This window comes from Paenibacillus sp. HWE-109, from assembly GCF_022163125.1.
GTDB lineage: Bacteria > Bacillota > Bacilli > Paenibacillales > NBRC-103111 > Paenibacillus_E.
Window position 1 is genome coordinate 5,210,724 of record NZ_CP091881.1, and the last position, 16,345, is coordinate 5,227,068.

Sequence of the window (16,345 nt, forward strand, 5' to 3'; positions counted from 1 at the left end):
AGGTAGCGATGCCGATGAATAAACTGCTTCTTCCTATCCTGCTGCTTGCCGCCACGACCGGACTACTAACCGGGTGCGCCGATCGACTTGATATGGAGAACGCTTCGATTCCCTTGACACTCGGGCTGGATCTTGGACAAGACAACGAGCCCGTCATGTACTCCACCTTCCCTGTTTTCACCAAAAACTCCAAAAAGAAAACGCAAGAAACATCTGCGCGCGCACGGACCTTCCGTCAATCAAGAGCAGAACAGGATGCCCATTCAGCCGGTGTTTTCTCAGGCAGGAATTATCAAGTCTTCCTGATCGGCAAGCGGATGCTTGAGCAGGAGAATTGGTTTCAGATGCTCGATGTCATCTTCCGTGATTCCAAAAACACTGTATCGGATCGGGTTATTGTCTTCGATGGCCCGCTCGCCGATATCATTTATTTAAATCCCAAAGACCAACCATTGCTGCCGATTCTTCTGCGTGGCATGGTAGATACGAAGAGCGGCAAATCCGAAACGGTAAATACGAATTTGCAGGAACTGCACCGCCAGCTTTTTGAATCTGGCATGACGCCCTCTATCTCTGAGGTTCGTCTGGACGCCAAAAAGAATATTAAGCTGAACGGAACGGCACTGTTGAATCATCAAGGTAAATATGTCACTTCCTTGGATACTTCCGAGACCGTTCTTCTGCGAATCTTGCAAAACAAGGTCAAAAAATCTGCTAGTATTACGCTTTCTATGCCAGGTGAACCGGAACAGAAGCCATTTCATCTGGATAAAATCAGCTTTGCCACCGACCAGACAAGAACAGAAACGAAAACAATAACATCTACCCACCAAGGAGAATTTCACTTCGATATCATCATTAAAATGAAAATAAGTTTATTCGAAGTCCTATTCCCCTATGATATAGAGAATAAGACTCCCGAGCTTGAGCAACTGCTTAGTGAAGAGATGCAAAAGCAGTTCGAAAAACTTATAAAAAAAATACAACAACACGCCATTGATCCGGTTGGACTTGGCCTGCACGCACGTGCTTTTGAATATAAGGAATATAAAGCTGTAAAAAATGATTGGGGAAAGGCTCTGTCTAGCGCGGACATTCGGGTTCAAGTAAAAATAAAGATAGACGCTATGGGACCTGTCAAGTAATCTGCGGGAAGGAAGGGCAACCAAGGTGAAGAAATATGCTTATAACGAGATAACCCTTATGCAATTTATTTGTATCCTGTCAGGCGTTCAACTTAGCGTAGGCTTGCTAGCCCTTCCGCAGCGTCTTGCACAAAGGGCAGGAACGGACGGATGGATTGGCCTTCTTCTCATTTGGGTGTTTACTGTCATAGCGAATTTAATCATCGTCCGCGTCATGAGTAGCTATCCGCAAGGAACCATGATGGACCTGTTAACTCATTATTGTGGCCGCTGGGTGGGAAAAATCGCCGCTGTGCTTCTTGCCCTTTACTTCTTTTTATATGGTTACGTCGGCATCACGAGAACGATTCTCTATGTCAAGCAGTGGCTTCTACCGCAAACTTCCACATTTCAGATTATGTTATTGCTTCTCATCCCCACTTACACAGTTGCCCGGAATGGTCTTCGTATTGTTGGGCGATACGCGGAACTTGTTTTCTTTATTTCCCTATGGATTCCTTTTGCTTATCTGCTGCCCCTTCAGGATGCTCAGTGGCTCTATTTGCTGCCGGTTCTCAAAGAAGGCTGGCTGCCTATCCTCAGCGCGGCAGAAATCGCCTTCCTCTCTTTTTCAGGGATCGGAATTACAATGGTCCTGTATCCTTTCCTGCTGCACAAGCGGCAAGCGTTCGCAGGTGTCGCCATCTCGAACACCGTGTCGATGCTGGTGTTCCTAATGATCTCACTGATTTGTTTCGTCTATTTCAGCCCTAGTGAAATTAAGGAATATAACGAACCTGTCGTCAATGTACTCAAAAACATCGAGTTTAAGTTTATCGAGCGGATCGAAGTCGTATTTATCTCCTTTTATTTATTTATGTTCTCCTTGTCTTGGATCCCCACTTTCCACGCATCGGCTTTCTGCGTAAGCTGGATGCTAGGCAAACCAGATCACCGCAATCCGTTGCGGGTGATTTGGTTGATCCTTGCAGCTGGCACACTGCTATTCATGCCTTCCTTCACACAGAATGACATGATGGGAAGATGGCTTAGCAAAATTGCTTTTGGCTTTGAAGATGCCATCCCTGTTTGCTTGCTGATTTATCTCTGGACAAAAAAAGAGTGAAGCCGAGAATACTCTCGCTTCACTCTTTTGCTATATCTTACAGTACGCTAGCTTGTCCAGAGTAGATAACGCCTACTTCTGGATAGATCGAAACTTCTGTACCGTCTTTGATTATTTCCACTGCGTTCTCAACGCCGACGATAACCGGGATGCCAAGACTTAAAGCAACAACAGCCGCATGGGATGTGATGCCGCCTACTTCGGTAATTAACGCTGATGCGCGTTGGACAGCCGGCATATATTCTTTATCGGTCGAAACCGTAACAAGAACAGCGCCGTCAACCATTTTCTCATTCGCTTCTTCCGGTGTGCGAGCAGTTACAACGATGCCCGTCGCCGTTTGCATGCCGATACCTGTACCTTTGGCAATCATTTCACCCACATGGTGAACTTTGATCAAGTTCGTTGTTCCAGAGCGTCCTACTGGGACACCTGCTGTAATAACGACGATATCGCCAAGGGAAACCAAGCCTGTTTTGATACTGCTGTCTACCGCAAGATTGAACAGCTCGTCCGTTGTTTTCGCTGTTATTCCCTTCACCGGAATAACACCCCATACAAGGGATAAGCGGCGAATGACTTGATCGCTAGGCGTAACGGCAATAATTGGTGATTTGGGACGGTATTTGGATACCATGCGTGCTGTATATCCACTTTCCGTTGCAGTCAGAATCGCTTTGGCACCAAGCTCCAGAGCAGAGTTCGCTACGGCTTGCGAAATGGCTTCCGTAACTGTCACTTGCTGCGCTTGCGCTTGGCGAAGGAAAATCTCTTTGTATTCCAAAGCTGCTTCCGCACGCTCTGCAATACGAGCCATCGTTTGAACGGATTCAACCGGGTATTTCCCAGCAGCTGTTTCTCCGGACAACATCACAGCGTCAGTGCCATCGAATACAGCATTCGCAACGTCACTCGCTTCTGCACGAGTAGGACGCGGGTTGCGCTGCATGGAATCCAGCATCATCGTTGCCGTGATAACCGGTTTCCCTACGATATTACATTTTTTAATCATTTGTTTTTGAACAACCGGAACATCTTCCGCCGGAATTTCAACACCGAGATCTCCACGGGCAACCATCAGACCATCGGATACTTCAAGAATTTCGTCTAAGTTGTCAACGCCTTCTTGGTTTTCGATTTTACTGATGATTTGAATGTGGGAAGCATTGTGTTTCTCCAGCAATTCACGAATTTCCATAACATCGCTTGCTTTGCGAACAAAAGAAGCGGCAATGAAATCGACGCCTTGCTCGATACCGAATACGATATCGTTCGCATCTTTTTCTGTGATGCCAGGAAGGCTGATTTTGACACCTGGTACGTTAACGCCTTTTTTGCTCTTAATCGTTCCGCCATTCACGATGCGACACTCGATTTCCGTTCCACGAATATCAACAACCGTAAGGCCAATCAAGCCATCATCAATAAGAATCGTTGATCCAACAGCAACGTCACGCGGCAATTCCGAGTACGTGACGGAGATGCGGTCTGCATCGCCTAGGATTTCTTCTGTTGTCAGAATAATATGCTTGTCCTGAACAAGCTCAATCGGCTCTTCTTTCAACTTGCCTGTGCGAATTTCCGGTCCTTTGGTGTCAAGCAAAATAGCAGCTATTTTGCCTGTCTCAGCGGATGCTGCGCGAAGGTTGCGGATACGTGCGCCGTGCTCCTCAAAATCTCCGTGGGAGAAGTTAAGACGGGCAACATTCATTCCCGCTTCTAGAAGTTTTTTCAAATTCTCTTGTGATTCGCTTGCAGGTCCAATGGTACAGACAATTTTCGTTTTACGCATGGTTTCCCTCCTGGTTGAATGTGAACCGCCCAATATCTCTAAATTTCTGGTAACGGTCCTCTAACAGCTCCTGTTCGTTCATACTTAGCAAATGCTGAAGCTGTTCCCAGATCGCTGTTTTAATAAATTCGGCTTGTGCTGCTGGGTCGCGATGTGCGCCACCTTTGGGCTCGGGAATAATGCCATCGATTACGCCCAGCTCCAAAATATGATCCGCAGTAATTTTCATCGCTTCTGCCGCGTGCAGCGCTTTGGAAGCATCTTTATATAAGATGGAGGCCGCGCCTTCGGGACTAATAACCGAATAAATCGCATTCTCCAGCATTAACACCTTATTGCCTACACCTAACGCCAGGGCGCCGCCACTGCCGCCTTCGCCAATAACAACGCAGATGATCGGCACACGAAAAGAGGCCATTTCCAGCAAATTTCTGGCAATCGCTTCTCCTTGACCGCGCTCTTCTGCAGCATTCCCAGGGAATGCCCCTTTGGTATCAATAAATGTTACGATCGGACGCTTGAACTTATTCGCTTGACGCATCATTCTCAGCGCTTTGCGGAACCCTTCCGGATGCGGACATCCGAAGTTGCGGGCGATATTGTCCTTCGTATCTTTCCCTTTTTGATGACCGACAACCGTCACCGGTATGCCGTTCAACTTGGCAAGGCCGCCAACGATTGCCAGGTCATCTCCATATAGGCGATCCCCGTGAAACTCAATGAAGTCTGTGAAAATGGTACTAATATAATCAATTGTTGTAGGCCTTTGCGGATGACGGGCAAGCTGCATTTTCTCAGCTGACGACATCGTTGCATACAACTCATCTTCTAATTGCGCATATCTTTCTTCCAAGCGACGAATTTCCTCGGAGAAGTCAATTTGCTTCTCGGCGCCAAACGAACGGAGCTCGGCAATCTTTTTCTTCAACTCAAACAGTGGCTGTTCAAAGAGCATATCACTCGCCATAAGTCGCCTCCTCCTTCACGCCGTGCATGTCCAACAGCTTGATTAACGTAGGTCTCATATCCTTGCGGCTGACGACCTTGTCGAGCTGACCATGCTCGAGATTGAATTCAGATGTCTGGAAATTATCAGGCAGCTTTTGTTTGATCGTTTGCTCAATAACCCGGCGGCCTGTGAAGCCGAACGGTGCTGCTGGTTCCGCAATAATTATATCGCCCAGCATGGCAAAGCTCGCTGATACGCCACCGAAAGTCGGATCCGTAATAACAGAAATAAACAATCCGCCTGCTTCGCTCAGCTTGGATATGGCTGCGCTTGTCTTGGCCATTTGCATCAAGCTCAGAATGCTTTCTTGCATCCGTGCTCCACCAGATGTGGAATAAATAATAATCGGAAATTTCTTCTCAATCGCCATTTCAATCGCTCTTGTGATTCTTTCACCAACAACGGAGCCTAGCGATCCACCCATGAAGTCAAAGCTCATCGCAGCAATGATCACTGGATAGCCGCCAATCGTACCTTCGCCAGTCATAATGGCATCTTGCAGCTTCGTTGTGCTTTTGGCCTTATCCAATTTCTCGACGTAGTCCGGGAATTCCAGAGGATCTTCAGAAATCATATCCGCATCGTATTCCACAATATGGCCTTCATCCAAAGTTATCTGAATGCGTTCCAATGCGCTCAATCGATAATGGTAGCCGCAAGCCGTACAGACTTTCAGGTTTTTCTCTAGCTCTTTACTGGTTTGAATCGTTCCGCATTTCGGACATTTATTCATTAAACCCTCGGGAATTTCCCTTTTTGTTTTTTCAGAAGGAATCGTTGCATATTTACGCTTTTGAAATAAATCCTTTAGCACATTTCCACCTCTACTTGGCTTTTATCGTGTACCGCTACAAGCCACGTTACTTACTTCTACTTTCACTATCTATGTAAAATAGAATTGAGCACTTCTTGCACTTCTTCCAATTCCCCTTCGGGAACGACAATTTCAAACTGATTCTTGGATAATGAAATCCCTCGAACTTGTACGAGAAATCCTTCTTCCGTTAGCCTCTGTTTAATCCGCTCTGCGATTTTTGCGGTAGGAGCTATATATATCACCGTCCACATGAAAAAAAACCTCCTATGAAGTGCAACTACATGGATTAGGGCAATTTGCAGCGATGATAGTAAACATCCTTCTATAAGCACAGGCGCACACAATGGAATAATGATATCATAATTCATCTTTTTCCCGCAACAGAGCACTTTCATGAAAAAAGTGAAGTCTGAACTATTGAAGCTAGTCCAGACCCAATTTACTGCTATAATCAGGCGCATGCTCATTCTGATGAGCAATTCTAGCGGACGCGGCTGCGGCTAATCCACAGACCAAATCATCCAGAAAAACATGCACAGCACTTCGATCATCATTCAAAGCTCGGATAATGCCAATTTTTTCTTTATCCAAATATCCGAAGCTGGTTAAACCGATCATCCCATAGACATGAACAATACCTAAAGCCAAAGTCTCATCGACCCCAAACAAAGGCTCATCTGCGTCCAAAATCGATTGCAAAGGCTCGGGGAGCTGCTTCTTTTCCGCTAGTTCATCCAGCGCTATCCCCGTGTATAACGTGTACTGCACCTCCCGCTTGCCGAGCACAGCGAGCACACTTTCGGTACAGTCCTCAGCGGTTAACTGATTATTGTATGGCTTCTGAAGCTTATATACAATTTCGGAAATTTGTTCGACGGTCACACCACGCCTTTGCAGCAATTGAATCATATGTTGTTCGGTCATAAGTCCTCCTCCTATCCATGGATAGCCCCGAAAAACCGGGTTCCTATTCATATGCGGAGGAATCTTTGTTTACCACCATTGCAGGTAAAATTTGGCACTGAGCTTATTTCACTCTGACGGAATCCTTCCCCATAATCGTCTCGATCATGCGGATCAGATCGCTGGAGGGATCGACCAAATATTGGTCGCTCAGGGCCAAGAGCTTGTTGCTGCTTTCGTAGAAAAGCGCAACCGCGAGCGGCCCCTTGTACAGCTTCAGCAGCGCCTTCAGCTGCAAGAGCTTATCCGGCTGCTCGCAGTCAGCCGTGATCTTGACGAACACCCGCTGCGCCTTCGGCTCCGCAGCGGGAGCTTCTTGGCGGCCCGCTGCCGGGGCCGCCTGAACGGCAGCCGCCGCGCGCGCTGACCGGTCGCTGACAGAGTCAGCTGACCGCCTGGGCGCCCCAGGCTGCCGCCGAATCCGCTGGACACCCGCAGGGTCGTCCAGCGCGACCACCTGCTCCGCGAGCAGCTTGGGCGGGTCCTCGTCCTGCAGCTGCAGCTTCGCCCGCACAAGGACGAGCCTGCCCTTCTGCACGAGCGGAGCCGCGTTCTTCCAGGTCTCGGGGAATAGCACCACCTCGACCTTGTCTATCCGATCCTCCAGCTCCATGAAAGCCATCGGCTGGCCCTTCTTGGTGACGATCGTCTTATTGGACAGAATCATCCCCGCGACAATCACTTCACTGTTGTCCGGCAGTTCCTCCAATTGGTGCAGCATAACGGCTTCAATTTCCCCCAATTGCTGGGTGTAGGCATCAAGAGGATGACCCGAGATATACATACCAAGGAGCTCCTTCTCGAGCTCCAACTGCTTGCTTTGCGGCATCAGCGGAATGTTCGGAACCTCCACTTCCCAGTTCGGCTCCTCTACGAAGCCAAAGAGATGAAGCTGCAAATCATCCCGTTCCTTGCGCCATTTGGTAGCAGAAGCGATGGTTTCGTCCAAGATGGCCATGAGCTGAGCTCTATGACCGCCAAGCGTATCGAAAGCTCCGCCCTGAATCAGCGATTCGATCACCCTTTTGTTGCAGACGCGCAAATCCACCCGTCTACAGAAATCCAGCAAACTCTCGAACTTGTCTTTGTTGCGTTCGGTCAGAATGGCATCAATCGCCTGTGTACCTACATTCTTGATAGCAGCAAGACCAAAACGGATCGCTCCGGCTGACGAATCCGGCGTGAACACGGTTCTGCTGCCATTCACGTCCGGCGGCAGCACAGCCAGCTTCATTCGGCGGCATTCATCCACATATTCAGCTACCTTCCTGTGATTGCCCATCACGGCCGTTAGCATCGAAGCCATGAAATAGATTGGATAATGTGCTTTGAGATAGGCTGTTTGGAACGCGAGAACGCCATAGGCCGTTGCATGCGCCCGTGGAAAGCCATAGTCCGCAAACCGAACAATCATATCGTACACATGATTCGCATCTTCCGCTTGGAAGCCTTGTTTCAAGCTGCCGGATACAAAGTGTGTCCGTTCTTCATCAAGTACTTCCCGCTTCTTCTTGGAAACCGCACGCCGCAGCAGATCTGCTTCCCCAAGGCTGAAGCCGGCCATTGAAGAAGCAATTTGCATAATTTGCTCTTGATAGACGATGATGCCGTACGTATCGCGCAGGATCGGCTCTAACGTTGGATGCGGATAGACGACTTCCACTTGCCCGTGTTTGCCATGTATATATTTAGGAATAAACTCCATCGGGCCTGGCCGATACAGCGCCAATACCGAGATGATATCTTCGAAGACGGAAGGCTTCAAATCCTTTAGCACTTTGCGAACGCCCGTCGACTCCAATTGGAAAACGCCGGTTGTTTCGCCTTTGCTAAGCATTCCGTAAGTAACAGCATCCTCATCCATGTCCAGGCTGTCAAAATCCAGCTTCACATCTTCCATCTGCTGAATCCAATCGACCGTCCGTTCAATAATGGAAAGCGTGCGCAAACCGAGGAAATCCATTTTGAGAAGCCCGATCGCTTCCAAATGCTCCATCGTATATTGCGTAAGCGCCGTCTGTGCTGTGCCTTCTTGAAGAGGCACATACTGCGTCAGCGGTTCTCTTGAAATGACCACACCCGCAGCATGCGTAGAGGCATGACGGGGCATCCCTTCTACGCGCATCGCCATCTCCAGCAATTCCGCTGTCTTGGGCTGTCTGGCGACTAAACCTTTCAAGTCAGTACTCACTTGCAAAGCTTCTGCCAACGTCATGCCCAATTGATTCGGTATGGCTTTGGCTGCGCGGTCTACATCTCCATAAGGGACATTGAGAACTCGGCCTACGTCTCTGACGGCAGCTTTGGCCGCCATGGTACCGAATGTAATGATCTGCGCCACGTGTTCATGTCCATATTTGCGGACCACGTAATCGATCACTTCATCCCGTCGTTCATCGCTGAAATCGATATCGATATCAGGCATCGTAATCCGTTCCGGATTCAGGAACCGCTCGAAGAGAAGCTTATAACGGAGCGGATCGACATTGGTGATTTTCAGCACATAGGCAACCAGGCTTCCAGCCGACGATCCCCTGCCGGGACCTGTCATGATATGTTTCTCATGAGCGAAGCGGATGAAGTCCCAGACGATCAGGAAGTAATCCGAAAAGCCCATATTCTCGATGACGCCGAGTTCGTAGGCCAGACGTTCCTCCGCTTGTCTGCGCAGCGCCGAATCAGGCTGCAGCCACTCCGGTTTAGAGCTGTAACGCTGCTCCAGCCCTTGCTTGCATAGCTGCTGCAAATAAGCCCCGGCCGTCAGCGGCTCGGGAATCGGCTGAAAACGCGGCAGAATGGACTTGCCAAACTCCAGTTCCAGCTGACAGCGATCAGCGACGACAGATGTATTGGCAAGCGCCTCAGGGACATGGACGAACAATCTTCTCATTTCTTCTTCGCTTTTGAGATACATCTGGCTTGTTCCCATGCGCAGCCGATCCGTGTCTTCCACGGTTTTGCCTGTCCCGATGCAGATCAGAATGTCCTGCATCACATGATCCGGTTCTGTGACATAATGCACGTCATTCGTAGCAATTAACGGGATACCTGTTTCTTTACTGAGTTCGATCATCGCGATCATGACCTTTTTCTGCTCAATCATGCCGTGATCCTGAATCTCAAGAAAGAAATCTTCGCCAAAGATATCGCGGTAGCGCTCGGCCGCCTTCCTAGCTTCATCTGGGCGATTGTGCAGCAAATGCTGGGAGACCTCGCTCCCCAGGCAGGAGCTTAGGCAAATCAATCCCTCGGCATGTTTGGCCAAATGTTCCAGATCAATCCGCGGTTTATAGTGAAAGCCCTGCAAATGTCCGATCGAACAGAGCTTCATCAGATTTTGATAGCCTGCATTATTTTTGGCAAGCAGAATCAGGTGATAAATAGGCTGTTCCTGTCTCGTCCCTTTATCCCGAATCGAACCCGCCGTGAAATAAACCTCACAGCCGATAATCGGTTTAATGCCTTTTTGCTTACAAGCTTTATAGAACGCAATTGCGCCATACATTACCCCGTGATCCGTGAGCGCCAGAGAGGTCATGCCCAGATCAGCCGCTTGTGTTACAAGCTCCTCCATACGTGCTGCACCATCTAATAAACTGTATTCACTATGAACGTGCAAATGGACAAACGAACTCATCCGCATTTCCTCCCTTCGTACATTTATTCCTTATATTTTATCATATTGCAGCTAGGCAGTCCCATACAGTAAAAGAGGAGAGAGTTTGTCCTCCTATTCTAGCTGGAAGGGAAGCGATAAAGACATGTATGTCTTTTGGGCAAATATTATTTTGTATTTCTGCATTGCATTTGGGGTTGTGTTCGGAGGCAGTATGTTGAGCGGCATTGCCGCAGTGCTGACCCTTCAATCACCCACAGAGAAAATGATGGCGGTGTCCGAAAATATTAAAATATGGGCCATGGTAGCAGCCGTTGGCGGCACCATTGATCCGATACGGTTTATTGAAAGCCACGTCGCTGTAGGGCATTTGAATCCGGCCATTAAACAAGTCATTCTCATTGTTATCGCCTTTATTGGCGCACAAATGGGAACTTCACTCATTCAAATGATTTGCAAGGGGGATCCTCAGCCTTGAGAATCCCTCCTTTTTCCCGATATCAACGTCACCTAATGGGCTTTGGACTGATGGTTTCGGGAGCCATCATAGGGAGCGCCATTTATATGAGCATTCACCAGCATACCTATAACCAGCTCTATGTGGAGATGCATAAATATTTGGAAGAAAACCGGGAGCTTCGCTTGGATATTGAGAATTTGAACAAAACCCGCAATAAACAGTCTTTGATCAATATCATCAACGTGCATCTGCTTCCCAAAAATCAAGATGATCTAATCAGCGAAGATATTCAGAAAGAAATTGAAGGTGATGTGAAAAATGAGCTAAAGCTCGCCATTGGTCAAAAAGCCACCTACGTCAAGGATTCCCAGCCCCTCTATGAGCGGCTAATCACAGGTCGCACGTACATTTTGCATGATAAAAAATATATCGTTGAAGTGAAGTCTATCGTCTTGATCCAAACAGAACTGACCGTCTGGATTACGGCGCAAGAAAAACGCACCTAGGATTGCAATCTATGGCCAAAATCGCTAAAGTAGACAGTAAACTTACCTAAAAGGACGGATTGCGGTCATGTATGCGATACAAATCACTTTATTCATTCTTATTTGCCTAATGTTGGCGCTCTCCGTGTACTTCAGCTTTCGCTCCAGACGTGAACAGGATGTTACGAAGCGAGGTTTGTACTCGGCCCGCATGAATATTTGCATGGGTCTCATGCTCATTCTGATTGCCGTTACACAAATCTTCTTCTTCAGTGAATCCAGCTTCCGTCGGATCTTCGGCACCGTTCTCGTGCTGCTGGGCGTATTCAACGTCTTTGCAGGCATTCGCAACCATGGACATTTCGATCGTATGCAGCGTTAAATAACCTGAGCTGTCAGCATGGCTTTGGAAACCAGCGCGCCGGCGTGATAAATTTCTACATCGATTTTGCCAAATTTACGGCTCACCTCAATGATGGTGGGTCGTATTTCTATTTTGGAATCAATTTGCAGCGGCTTTAGGAAATAGGTCGACATATTGTCCATGACCAAATCGCCCTTCTTGTGCTCCTGAACGATTCGATAGGCAGCTTGCGTCATCAAGGTCGTTAGTACCCCTTCAGAAACGGTACCCAAATGATTCGTCATCTGCGGAGTAATGATGCCATGAAACTGCAGCGCCCCTTTCTCGTCCCTAACTTCTTCCAAGCCAGACCAGATCAAGTCCTCGAAAGTTTCCCCATTCTGCGGTTGTTTCTGAATATACTGCATCGCTTTAAGGACATCGCTGCGATTCAACACCCCGACCATCTTGCGGTTCGTGTCCACAACAGGCAGCAGTTCAATACCTTCCCATACCATCATGTGCGCTGCTGATGCTACCGAGGTCTGCGGCGTTACGGTTAGCGGACTTCGTGTCATGAGCTTTTCCACTGTTTGCAGAGAACCTGCTCCAACCATATCCTTGGACGTTACGACACCTATGATCCGGTTCCATTCGTCCACAACGGGAAATCGGCTGTAGCCGGTATCTTCGGAAAGCCGCTGCCAATCCTTCAGCGTACTGTTGGCTTTCAGGGCGTAAAGGGAAGCGCCGGATGCCAGAATGTCTTCTACCAGCATAATTTTCTTCTTAATTAAGCGATCATAAATCGCTCTGTTGATCATAGACGCAATCGTAAAAGTGTCATAACTACTGGAGATAATAGGAAGTTCCAGCTTGTCTGCAAGCTGCTTAACCTCGGAACTGGTATCAAAACCACCCGTAATCAAGACGCCCGCACCTTGCTCCAATGCACAGATATGAGCCCTGTTCCGGTTGCCGACGATCAACAGGCTGCCTGCCTCAATGTAACGCATCATAGCATCTTGCTCCATCGCACCGATGACGAACTTATGCAGCGTTTTGTGAAGACCGCGCGAGCCGCCGAGGACTTGTCCATCCACCATATTCACGACTTCTGCGAAAGTCAGTTTATCGATATTTTGCCGCAGCTTTTTCTCAACCCGGACGGTTCCGATCCGTTCTTTGGTTGAAACCAGACCTTGATTCTCTGCTTCCTTAATGGCGCGATAAGCGGTGCCTTCGCTGACTTCCATGTTCTTCGCAATCTTCCGAACGGAGATCCGGCTGCCAAGCTTGAGCGTCTCAATATAGCGCAAAATCTGTTCATGCTTCGTTAATGTATCTGCAGATTGTGAGTCCAAACTGTTACACCTCTCTTACTGGTCACTGTACTACTCTGTACTACTAGTATACGCGTTCCCAAGAGGAAGAACAATTGCAAGTGATGCTCCTGAATTTAAAAAAGACTTAGCCTGCGGCGGGGTCTTCAAGTCCATGCACCTTCGCAAGCCTTCTTACGAACTCAATAACCTTTATTCGGCCAAAATGACTCATTCTGAAAATCTAATGAATGCCAGATGCGCTATTTCAAGCAATTGATAACTATTCGGGCAATAAAGCACCGGGTAACGCCAATCCAGTTCATTACATTTCCAAAGTAGCCATTTCCTCTTCGATAAGCATCCTACAGTTCATTAGATACCACTCAAGACCGAAAACCTCCTAAGCAACAAGAGGCCTGCGGTGGACGTCAACAAAAAAGGTAGAACTCCTTAAATCCACCTTTATACTATTATTCTAAGAAAAGCGGTTTCGCCGCCCTGATAGATCAGTCTCTTCTTAGCGGCAAAACCTTGTAAGGGAACTAGGGGACGTTAATTAGGCAAAAAGTAGGGATGCGAGGGTAGTAGCGGAACTAAAGGGTCTTATTTCCACAAAAAGCGTTGAAATTCCCACGAAACAGCAAATTAACGTACTGTAGTTCCCTCAACCCTCTGATAATGACACTTTTGGCTCGAATAGCGCACCATAGTTCCCTTACGTCCGCACGAGGCAGCTGGAGCAACTCCGCGTTCACTCCATAACATAAAAACTCTATAATTTAAAAAAATCCAATCCTATTGGATTGGATGCTCTATTCACAGTATACCAAACATATGTTCGAAGTCAAAATAGAAATCTCTAATTTTTATCGTGTCGGTGATTGTGTTGGTGTTGGTGTTCGTGTTGGTGTTGGTGTTGGTGTTGGTGTTGGTGTTGGTGTTGGTGTTGGTGTTGGTGTTGGTGTTGGTGTTGGTGTTGGTGTTGGTGTTGGTGTTCGTGTTCGTGTTGGTGTTGGTGTTGGTGTCGGTGTCGGTGCCCTTATCCTTATCCTTACTTCCGAAATTGCAGCATTTTTCTGCGTCCCTGGACGAGCTGCTCCATTTGCCACTTTTTCATCCGTTTGATGCGGCTTAGTTCTTTGCGTTTTTCTTCATCAACGCCCAAAATTTGATGCAAGTGAGAAGCAATAACAAGAAGCGCCAAAGCGATCCAAATCACACTAAATATCATGGGCAATGATCCCATATCCGTTAAATTCAGTTGGGGAATAGAATAGAACAACATGCCAATCGCTAAGCTCATATACACCACATTTTTGAAGCCTTTCACCATGACCACACTCCTTTCACTTGGAAATCAAAGAACCTGTCTCCTACTCCATTCATTGTATGAGACAAGTTCTCGAGATATGAGTCCAAGCGTAAGATTAGCGATCTACTCCACTTCGAAGCCTTGCGTGCTCAGGAACGCTTTCATGTGCTCGCGCGGCCGCTGCGCTTTGGCCGCCATTTCTTTGGACCAGGTCGTATCGACTTTGCCGTCCGAGCGTACGTGCATATAGTCGCGGATGCTCTCGTCGTACTCGTCGACCGCGACTTTGTTATCCGTATACCGATTCTCATGGTATACGGCCTCAAGCGGCAGCCGCGGCCTTGGCAGCGGCTCTTGATCCGGCACGCCGATGCACATGCCGAAGACGGGGTACACCAGCTGCGGCAAGCCTAGCAGCGCGGAAACTTCGGCTGGCTTATTGCGCAGCCCGCCGATGTAGACCACGCCGAAGCCCAGCGACTCGGCCGCAACAGCGGCGTTCTGCGCAGCTAGTGCCGCATCGACAGTGGCAACGATGAAGTTCTCCGCATTACCGTTGACAGGCGTGTCGCCATGACGCTGAACAGCTTGCTCATAGCGATGCAAATCAGCGCACCAAACGAGAAATAGCGGACACTCGCTGACATAGGATTGATTGCCGGCCCATGCAGCCAATTGGCTCTTGAGCCCTTCGTCTGTGACATGGATAACACTGTAAGCTTGCATGTTGCTTGAGGTCGAAGCAGCTTGCGCCGACGCCAGAATCGCGTTCAACTGATCCTGACTTACGGGTTGATTCGTAAATTTACGAATCGAGCGGTGATTTTGCAGTAAAGAAATGATTTCATTCATCGTATAACAACCTTCCTTCTATAAAGTGCCTTATATGAGAAAGTCTCCAAGGGTATGGTCGACAGATCAACTGTATGCTCTATTCATTCGCTTGAGAGATTCAATTCTTCCCTCAGTTCAGCCACAATTTGGTATGATTTCAATCGTGCCTCATGGTCATAAATTTGTCCAGCAATAATCCACTCGTCAGCCTGCGTTTGCTGCTGAACCTGCTGCATCTTCGCGCGAATTGTCTCTCGGCTCCCGACAAGCGAATAGCTTAATTGCTGCTGAACGTACATTTTTTCTGTCTGTGTCCAAAGCTCCTCCATGCTGTCAACTGGAGGATTCAACAGTCCGGTACGCCCGCGGATAATATTCAGGAACTGCTGCAGCTGCGAAGTCGCCAGCTTCTGAGCCTCCTCGTCGGTATCCGCTGCGATGATGTTGATTCCTACCATTGCATAAGGCTTGCTGAGCACATCCGAAGGGCGGAAGCTGCTCCGATACAAGTCAAGTGCTGGAAGCAAGTAGCCAGGCGCAAAATGGCTGGCAAACGCAAACGGCAAACCAAGCTGACCTGCCAATTGTGCGCTGAAACCGCTGGAACCTAGCAGCCAGATCGGGATGTTCATGCCTTCTCCAGGGAAAGCTCGCACGCCCGGCATAGCAGTCCCTAAGGATGGGTCTAGATAGCCGCGCAGTTCACTAAGCATCTCGGGGAAATCATGACCATCGCTGCCAAGACCACGGCGCAATGCTCGCATAGCAGGTTGATCGGATCCCGGCGCTCGTCCCAAGCCCAAATCGATACGACCTGGATACAACGATTCCAGGGTGCCGAATTGCTCGGCGATGACGAGTGGCGCATGATTAGGCAGCATGATGCCGCCAGAGCCTACACGGATTTTCTTTGTCCCACTGGCAACATGACTGATAATCAAAGACGTCGCTGAGCTGGCGATGCCCGGCATATTGTGATGCTCTGCCAGCCAATAGCGGTGATAGCCCCACTTCTCGGCATGTTGAGCCAAATCCAGCGAACGCTGAAAAGAATCTCGAGGCGTCCCGCCAACAATGACAGGAGCCAAGTCTAGAATAGAAAAAGGAATCATACAGGTAACCTCCGTTTTTATATGACT

15 protein-coding genes are annotated in these 16,345 nt (G+C 48.4%); 6 read left to right on the forward strand and 9 right to left on the reverse strand.

Annotation, left to right across the window (positions count from 1 at the left end; genetic code table 11):
- Nucleotides 1-14 precede the first annotated feature (14 nt).
- Nucleotides 15-1,145, forward strand: a complete 1,131-nt coding sequence (locus tag LOZ80_RS22195) for a Ger(x)C family spore germination protein (RefSeq protein ID WP_238166746.1) — start codon at nt 15-17, stop codon at nt 1,143-1,145.
- Between the two features lie 25 nt (nt 1,146-1,170).
- Nucleotides 1,171-2,250: a GerAB/ArcD/ProY family transporter gene (locus LOZ80_RS22200; RefSeq protein ID WP_238166747.1), complete on the forward strand. Its 1,080-nt coding sequence runs from the start codon at nt 1,171-1,173 to the stop codon at nt 2,248-2,250.
- A 37-nt stretch (nt 2,251-2,287) separates the two neighbouring features.
- On the opposite strand, the gene pyk is transcribed toward LOZ80_RS22200, so the two are convergent.
- From pyk to LOZ80_RS22230, 6 genes are all read right to left on the reverse strand, one after another.
- Complete coding sequence (pyk, locus tag LOZ80_RS22205; RefSeq protein WP_238166748.1) at nt 2,288-4,042, reverse strand: pyruvate kinase; 1,755 nt, start codon at nt 4,040-4,042, stop codon at nt 2,288-2,290.
- The gene (locus tag LOZ80_RS22210) at nt 4,035-5,009 is read right to left on the reverse strand and encodes an acetyl-CoA carboxylase carboxyltransferase subunit alpha (RefSeq protein ID WP_238166749.1); all 975 of its coding nucleotides are present in this window, start codon (nt 5,007-5,009) and stop codon (nt 4,035-4,037) included. The genes pyk and LOZ80_RS22210 overlap by 8 nt, the downstream gene beginning before the upstream one ends.
- Nucleotides 4,999-5,865: an acetyl-CoA carboxylase, carboxyltransferase subunit beta gene (accD, locus tag LOZ80_RS22215; protein ID WP_238166750.1), complete on the reverse strand. Its 867-nt coding sequence runs from the start codon at nt 5,863-5,865 to the stop codon at nt 4,999-5,001. The genes LOZ80_RS22210 and accD overlap by 11 nt, the downstream gene beginning before the upstream one ends.
- A gap of 65 nt (nt 5,866-5,930) precedes the next feature.
- Nucleotides 5,931-6,119: a hypothetical protein gene (locus LOZ80_RS22220; protein WP_028554922.1), complete on the reverse strand. Its 189-nt coding sequence runs from the start codon at nt 6,117-6,119 to the stop codon at nt 5,931-5,933.
- A gap of 172 nt (nt 6,120-6,291) precedes the next feature.
- Nucleotides 6,292-6,792: a phosphatidylglycerophosphatase A family protein gene (locus tag LOZ80_RS22225; protein WP_238166751.1), complete on the reverse strand. Its 501-nt coding sequence runs from the start codon at nt 6,790-6,792 to the stop codon at nt 6,292-6,294.
- A gap of 103 nt (nt 6,793-6,895) precedes the next feature.
- A complete protein-coding gene (locus LOZ80_RS22230) occupies nt 6,896-10,468 on the reverse strand; it encodes a DNA polymerase III subunit alpha (RefSeq protein ID WP_238166752.1) in 3,573 nt (1,190 codons plus the stop codon).
- Between the two features lie 124 nt (nt 10,469-10,592).
- Between LOZ80_RS22230 and LOZ80_RS22235 the strand changes: the two genes are divergently transcribed.
- The 3 genes from LOZ80_RS22235 to LOZ80_RS22245 all read left to right on the forward strand — a co-directional run bounded on the left by LOZ80_RS22235 (nt 10,593) and on the right by LOZ80_RS22245 (nt 11,774).
- Nucleotides 10,593-10,925 carry a YtrH family sporulation protein gene (locus LOZ80_RS22235; RefSeq protein ID WP_238166753.1) on the forward strand — a complete coding sequence of 111 codons (333 nt, stop codon included), beginning with the start codon at nt 10,593-10,595 and terminating at the stop codon, nt 10,923-10,925.
- Nucleotides 10,926-11,011: 86 nt separating this feature from the next.
- Complete coding sequence (locus LOZ80_RS22240; RefSeq protein ID WP_238166754.1) at nt 11,012-11,413, forward strand: sporulation membrane protein YtrI; 402 nt, start codon at nt 11,012-11,014, stop codon at nt 11,411-11,413.
- Nucleotides 11,414-11,480: 67 nt separating this feature from the next.
- The gene (locus LOZ80_RS22245; protein ID WP_238166755.1) at nt 11,481-11,774 is read left to right on the forward strand and encodes a YtpI family protein; all 294 of its coding nucleotides are present in this window, start codon (nt 11,481-11,483) and stop codon (nt 11,772-11,774) included.
- Here the strand turns inward: LOZ80_RS22245 and LOZ80_RS22250 are convergent.
- Nucleotides 11,771-13,099, reverse strand: coding sequence for a DRTGG domain-containing protein (locus LOZ80_RS22250; RefSeq protein ID WP_238166756.1), 1,329 nt, complete (start codon nt 13,097-13,099; stop codon nt 11,771-11,773). The genes LOZ80_RS22245 and LOZ80_RS22250 overlap by 4 nt on opposite strands.
- 795 nt (nt 13,100-13,894) lie before the next feature.
- On the opposite strand from LOZ80_RS22250, the gene LOZ80_RS22255 reads away from it, so the two are divergent.
- On the forward strand, nt 13,895-14,185 hold the full coding sequence (locus tag LOZ80_RS22255) for a hypothetical protein (RefSeq protein WP_238166757.1): 291 nt from the start codon (nt 13,895-13,897) through the stop codon (nt 14,183-14,185).
- 310 nt (nt 14,186-14,495) lie between these two features.
- Here LOZ80_RS22255 and nfsA read toward each other — a convergent pair whose 3' ends face one another.
- Together nfsA and LOZ80_RS22265 are read right to left on the reverse strand one after the other, a co-directional pair.
- Nucleotides 14,496-15,224 (reverse strand): oxygen-insensitive NADPH nitroreductase, encoded by a 729-nt coding sequence (nfsA, locus tag LOZ80_RS22260; RefSeq protein ID WP_238166758.1) that lies wholly within the window; start codon nt 15,222-15,224, stop codon nt 14,496-14,498.
- 83 nt (nt 15,225-15,307) lie between these two features.
- Complete coding sequence (locus LOZ80_RS22265) at nt 15,308-16,318, reverse strand: LLM class flavin-dependent oxidoreductase (protein WP_238166759.1); 1,011 nt, start codon at nt 16,316-16,318, stop codon at nt 15,308-15,310.
- Nucleotides 16,319-16,345: the final 27 nt, after the last annotated feature.

Excerpts from the sequence above, each read along its gene's own strand:
- LOZ80_RS22255 (WP_238166757.1), top strand. The coding sequence starts at position 13,895 with ATGTTCGAAGTCAAAATAGAAATCTCTAATTTTTATCGTGTCGGTGAT.
- LOZ80_RS22230 (WP_238166752.1), bottom strand. The coding sequence starts at position 10,468 with ATGAGTTCGTTTGTCCATTTGCACGTTCATAGTGAATACAGTTTATTA.
- LOZ80_RS22210 (WP_238166749.1), bottom strand. The coding sequence starts at position 5,009 with ATGGCGAGTGATATGCTCTTTGAACAGCCACTGTTTGAGTTGAAGAAA.
- nfsA (WP_238166758.1), bottom strand. The coding sequence starts at position 15,224 with ATGAATGAAATCATTTCTTTACTGCAAAATCACCGCTCGATTCGTAAA.
- LOZ80_RS22245 (WP_238166755.1), top strand. The coding sequence starts at position 11,481 with ATGTATGCGATACAAATCACTTTATTCATTCTTATTTGCCTAATGTTG.
- LOZ80_RS22265 (WP_238166759.1), bottom strand. The coding sequence starts at position 16,318 with ATGATTCCTTTTTCTATTCTAGACTTGGCTCCTGTCATTGTTGGCGGG.
- pyk (WP_238166748.1), bottom strand. The coding sequence starts at position 4,042 with ATGCGTAAAACGAAAATTGTCTGTACCATTGGACCTGCAAGCGAATCA.
- LOZ80_RS22220 (WP_028554922.1), bottom strand. The coding sequence starts at position 6,119 with ATGTGGACGGTGATATATATAGCTCCTACCGCAAAAATCGCAGAGCGG.
- LOZ80_RS22240 (WP_238166754.1), top strand. The coding sequence starts at position 11,012 with ATGAGCATTCACCAGCATACCTATAACCAGCTCTATGTGGAGATGCAT.
- LOZ80_RS22225 (WP_238166751.1), bottom strand. The coding sequence starts at position 6,792 with ATGACCGAACAACATATGATTCAATTGCTGCAAAGGCGTGGTGTGACC.
- LOZ80_RS22195 (WP_238166746.1), top strand. The coding sequence starts at position 15 with ATGAATAAACTGCTTCTTCCTATCCTGCTGCTTGCCGCCACGACCGGA.
- LOZ80_RS22235 (WP_238166753.1), top strand. The coding sequence starts at position 10,593 with ATGTATGTCTTTTGGGCAAATATTATTTTGTATTTCTGCATTGCATTT.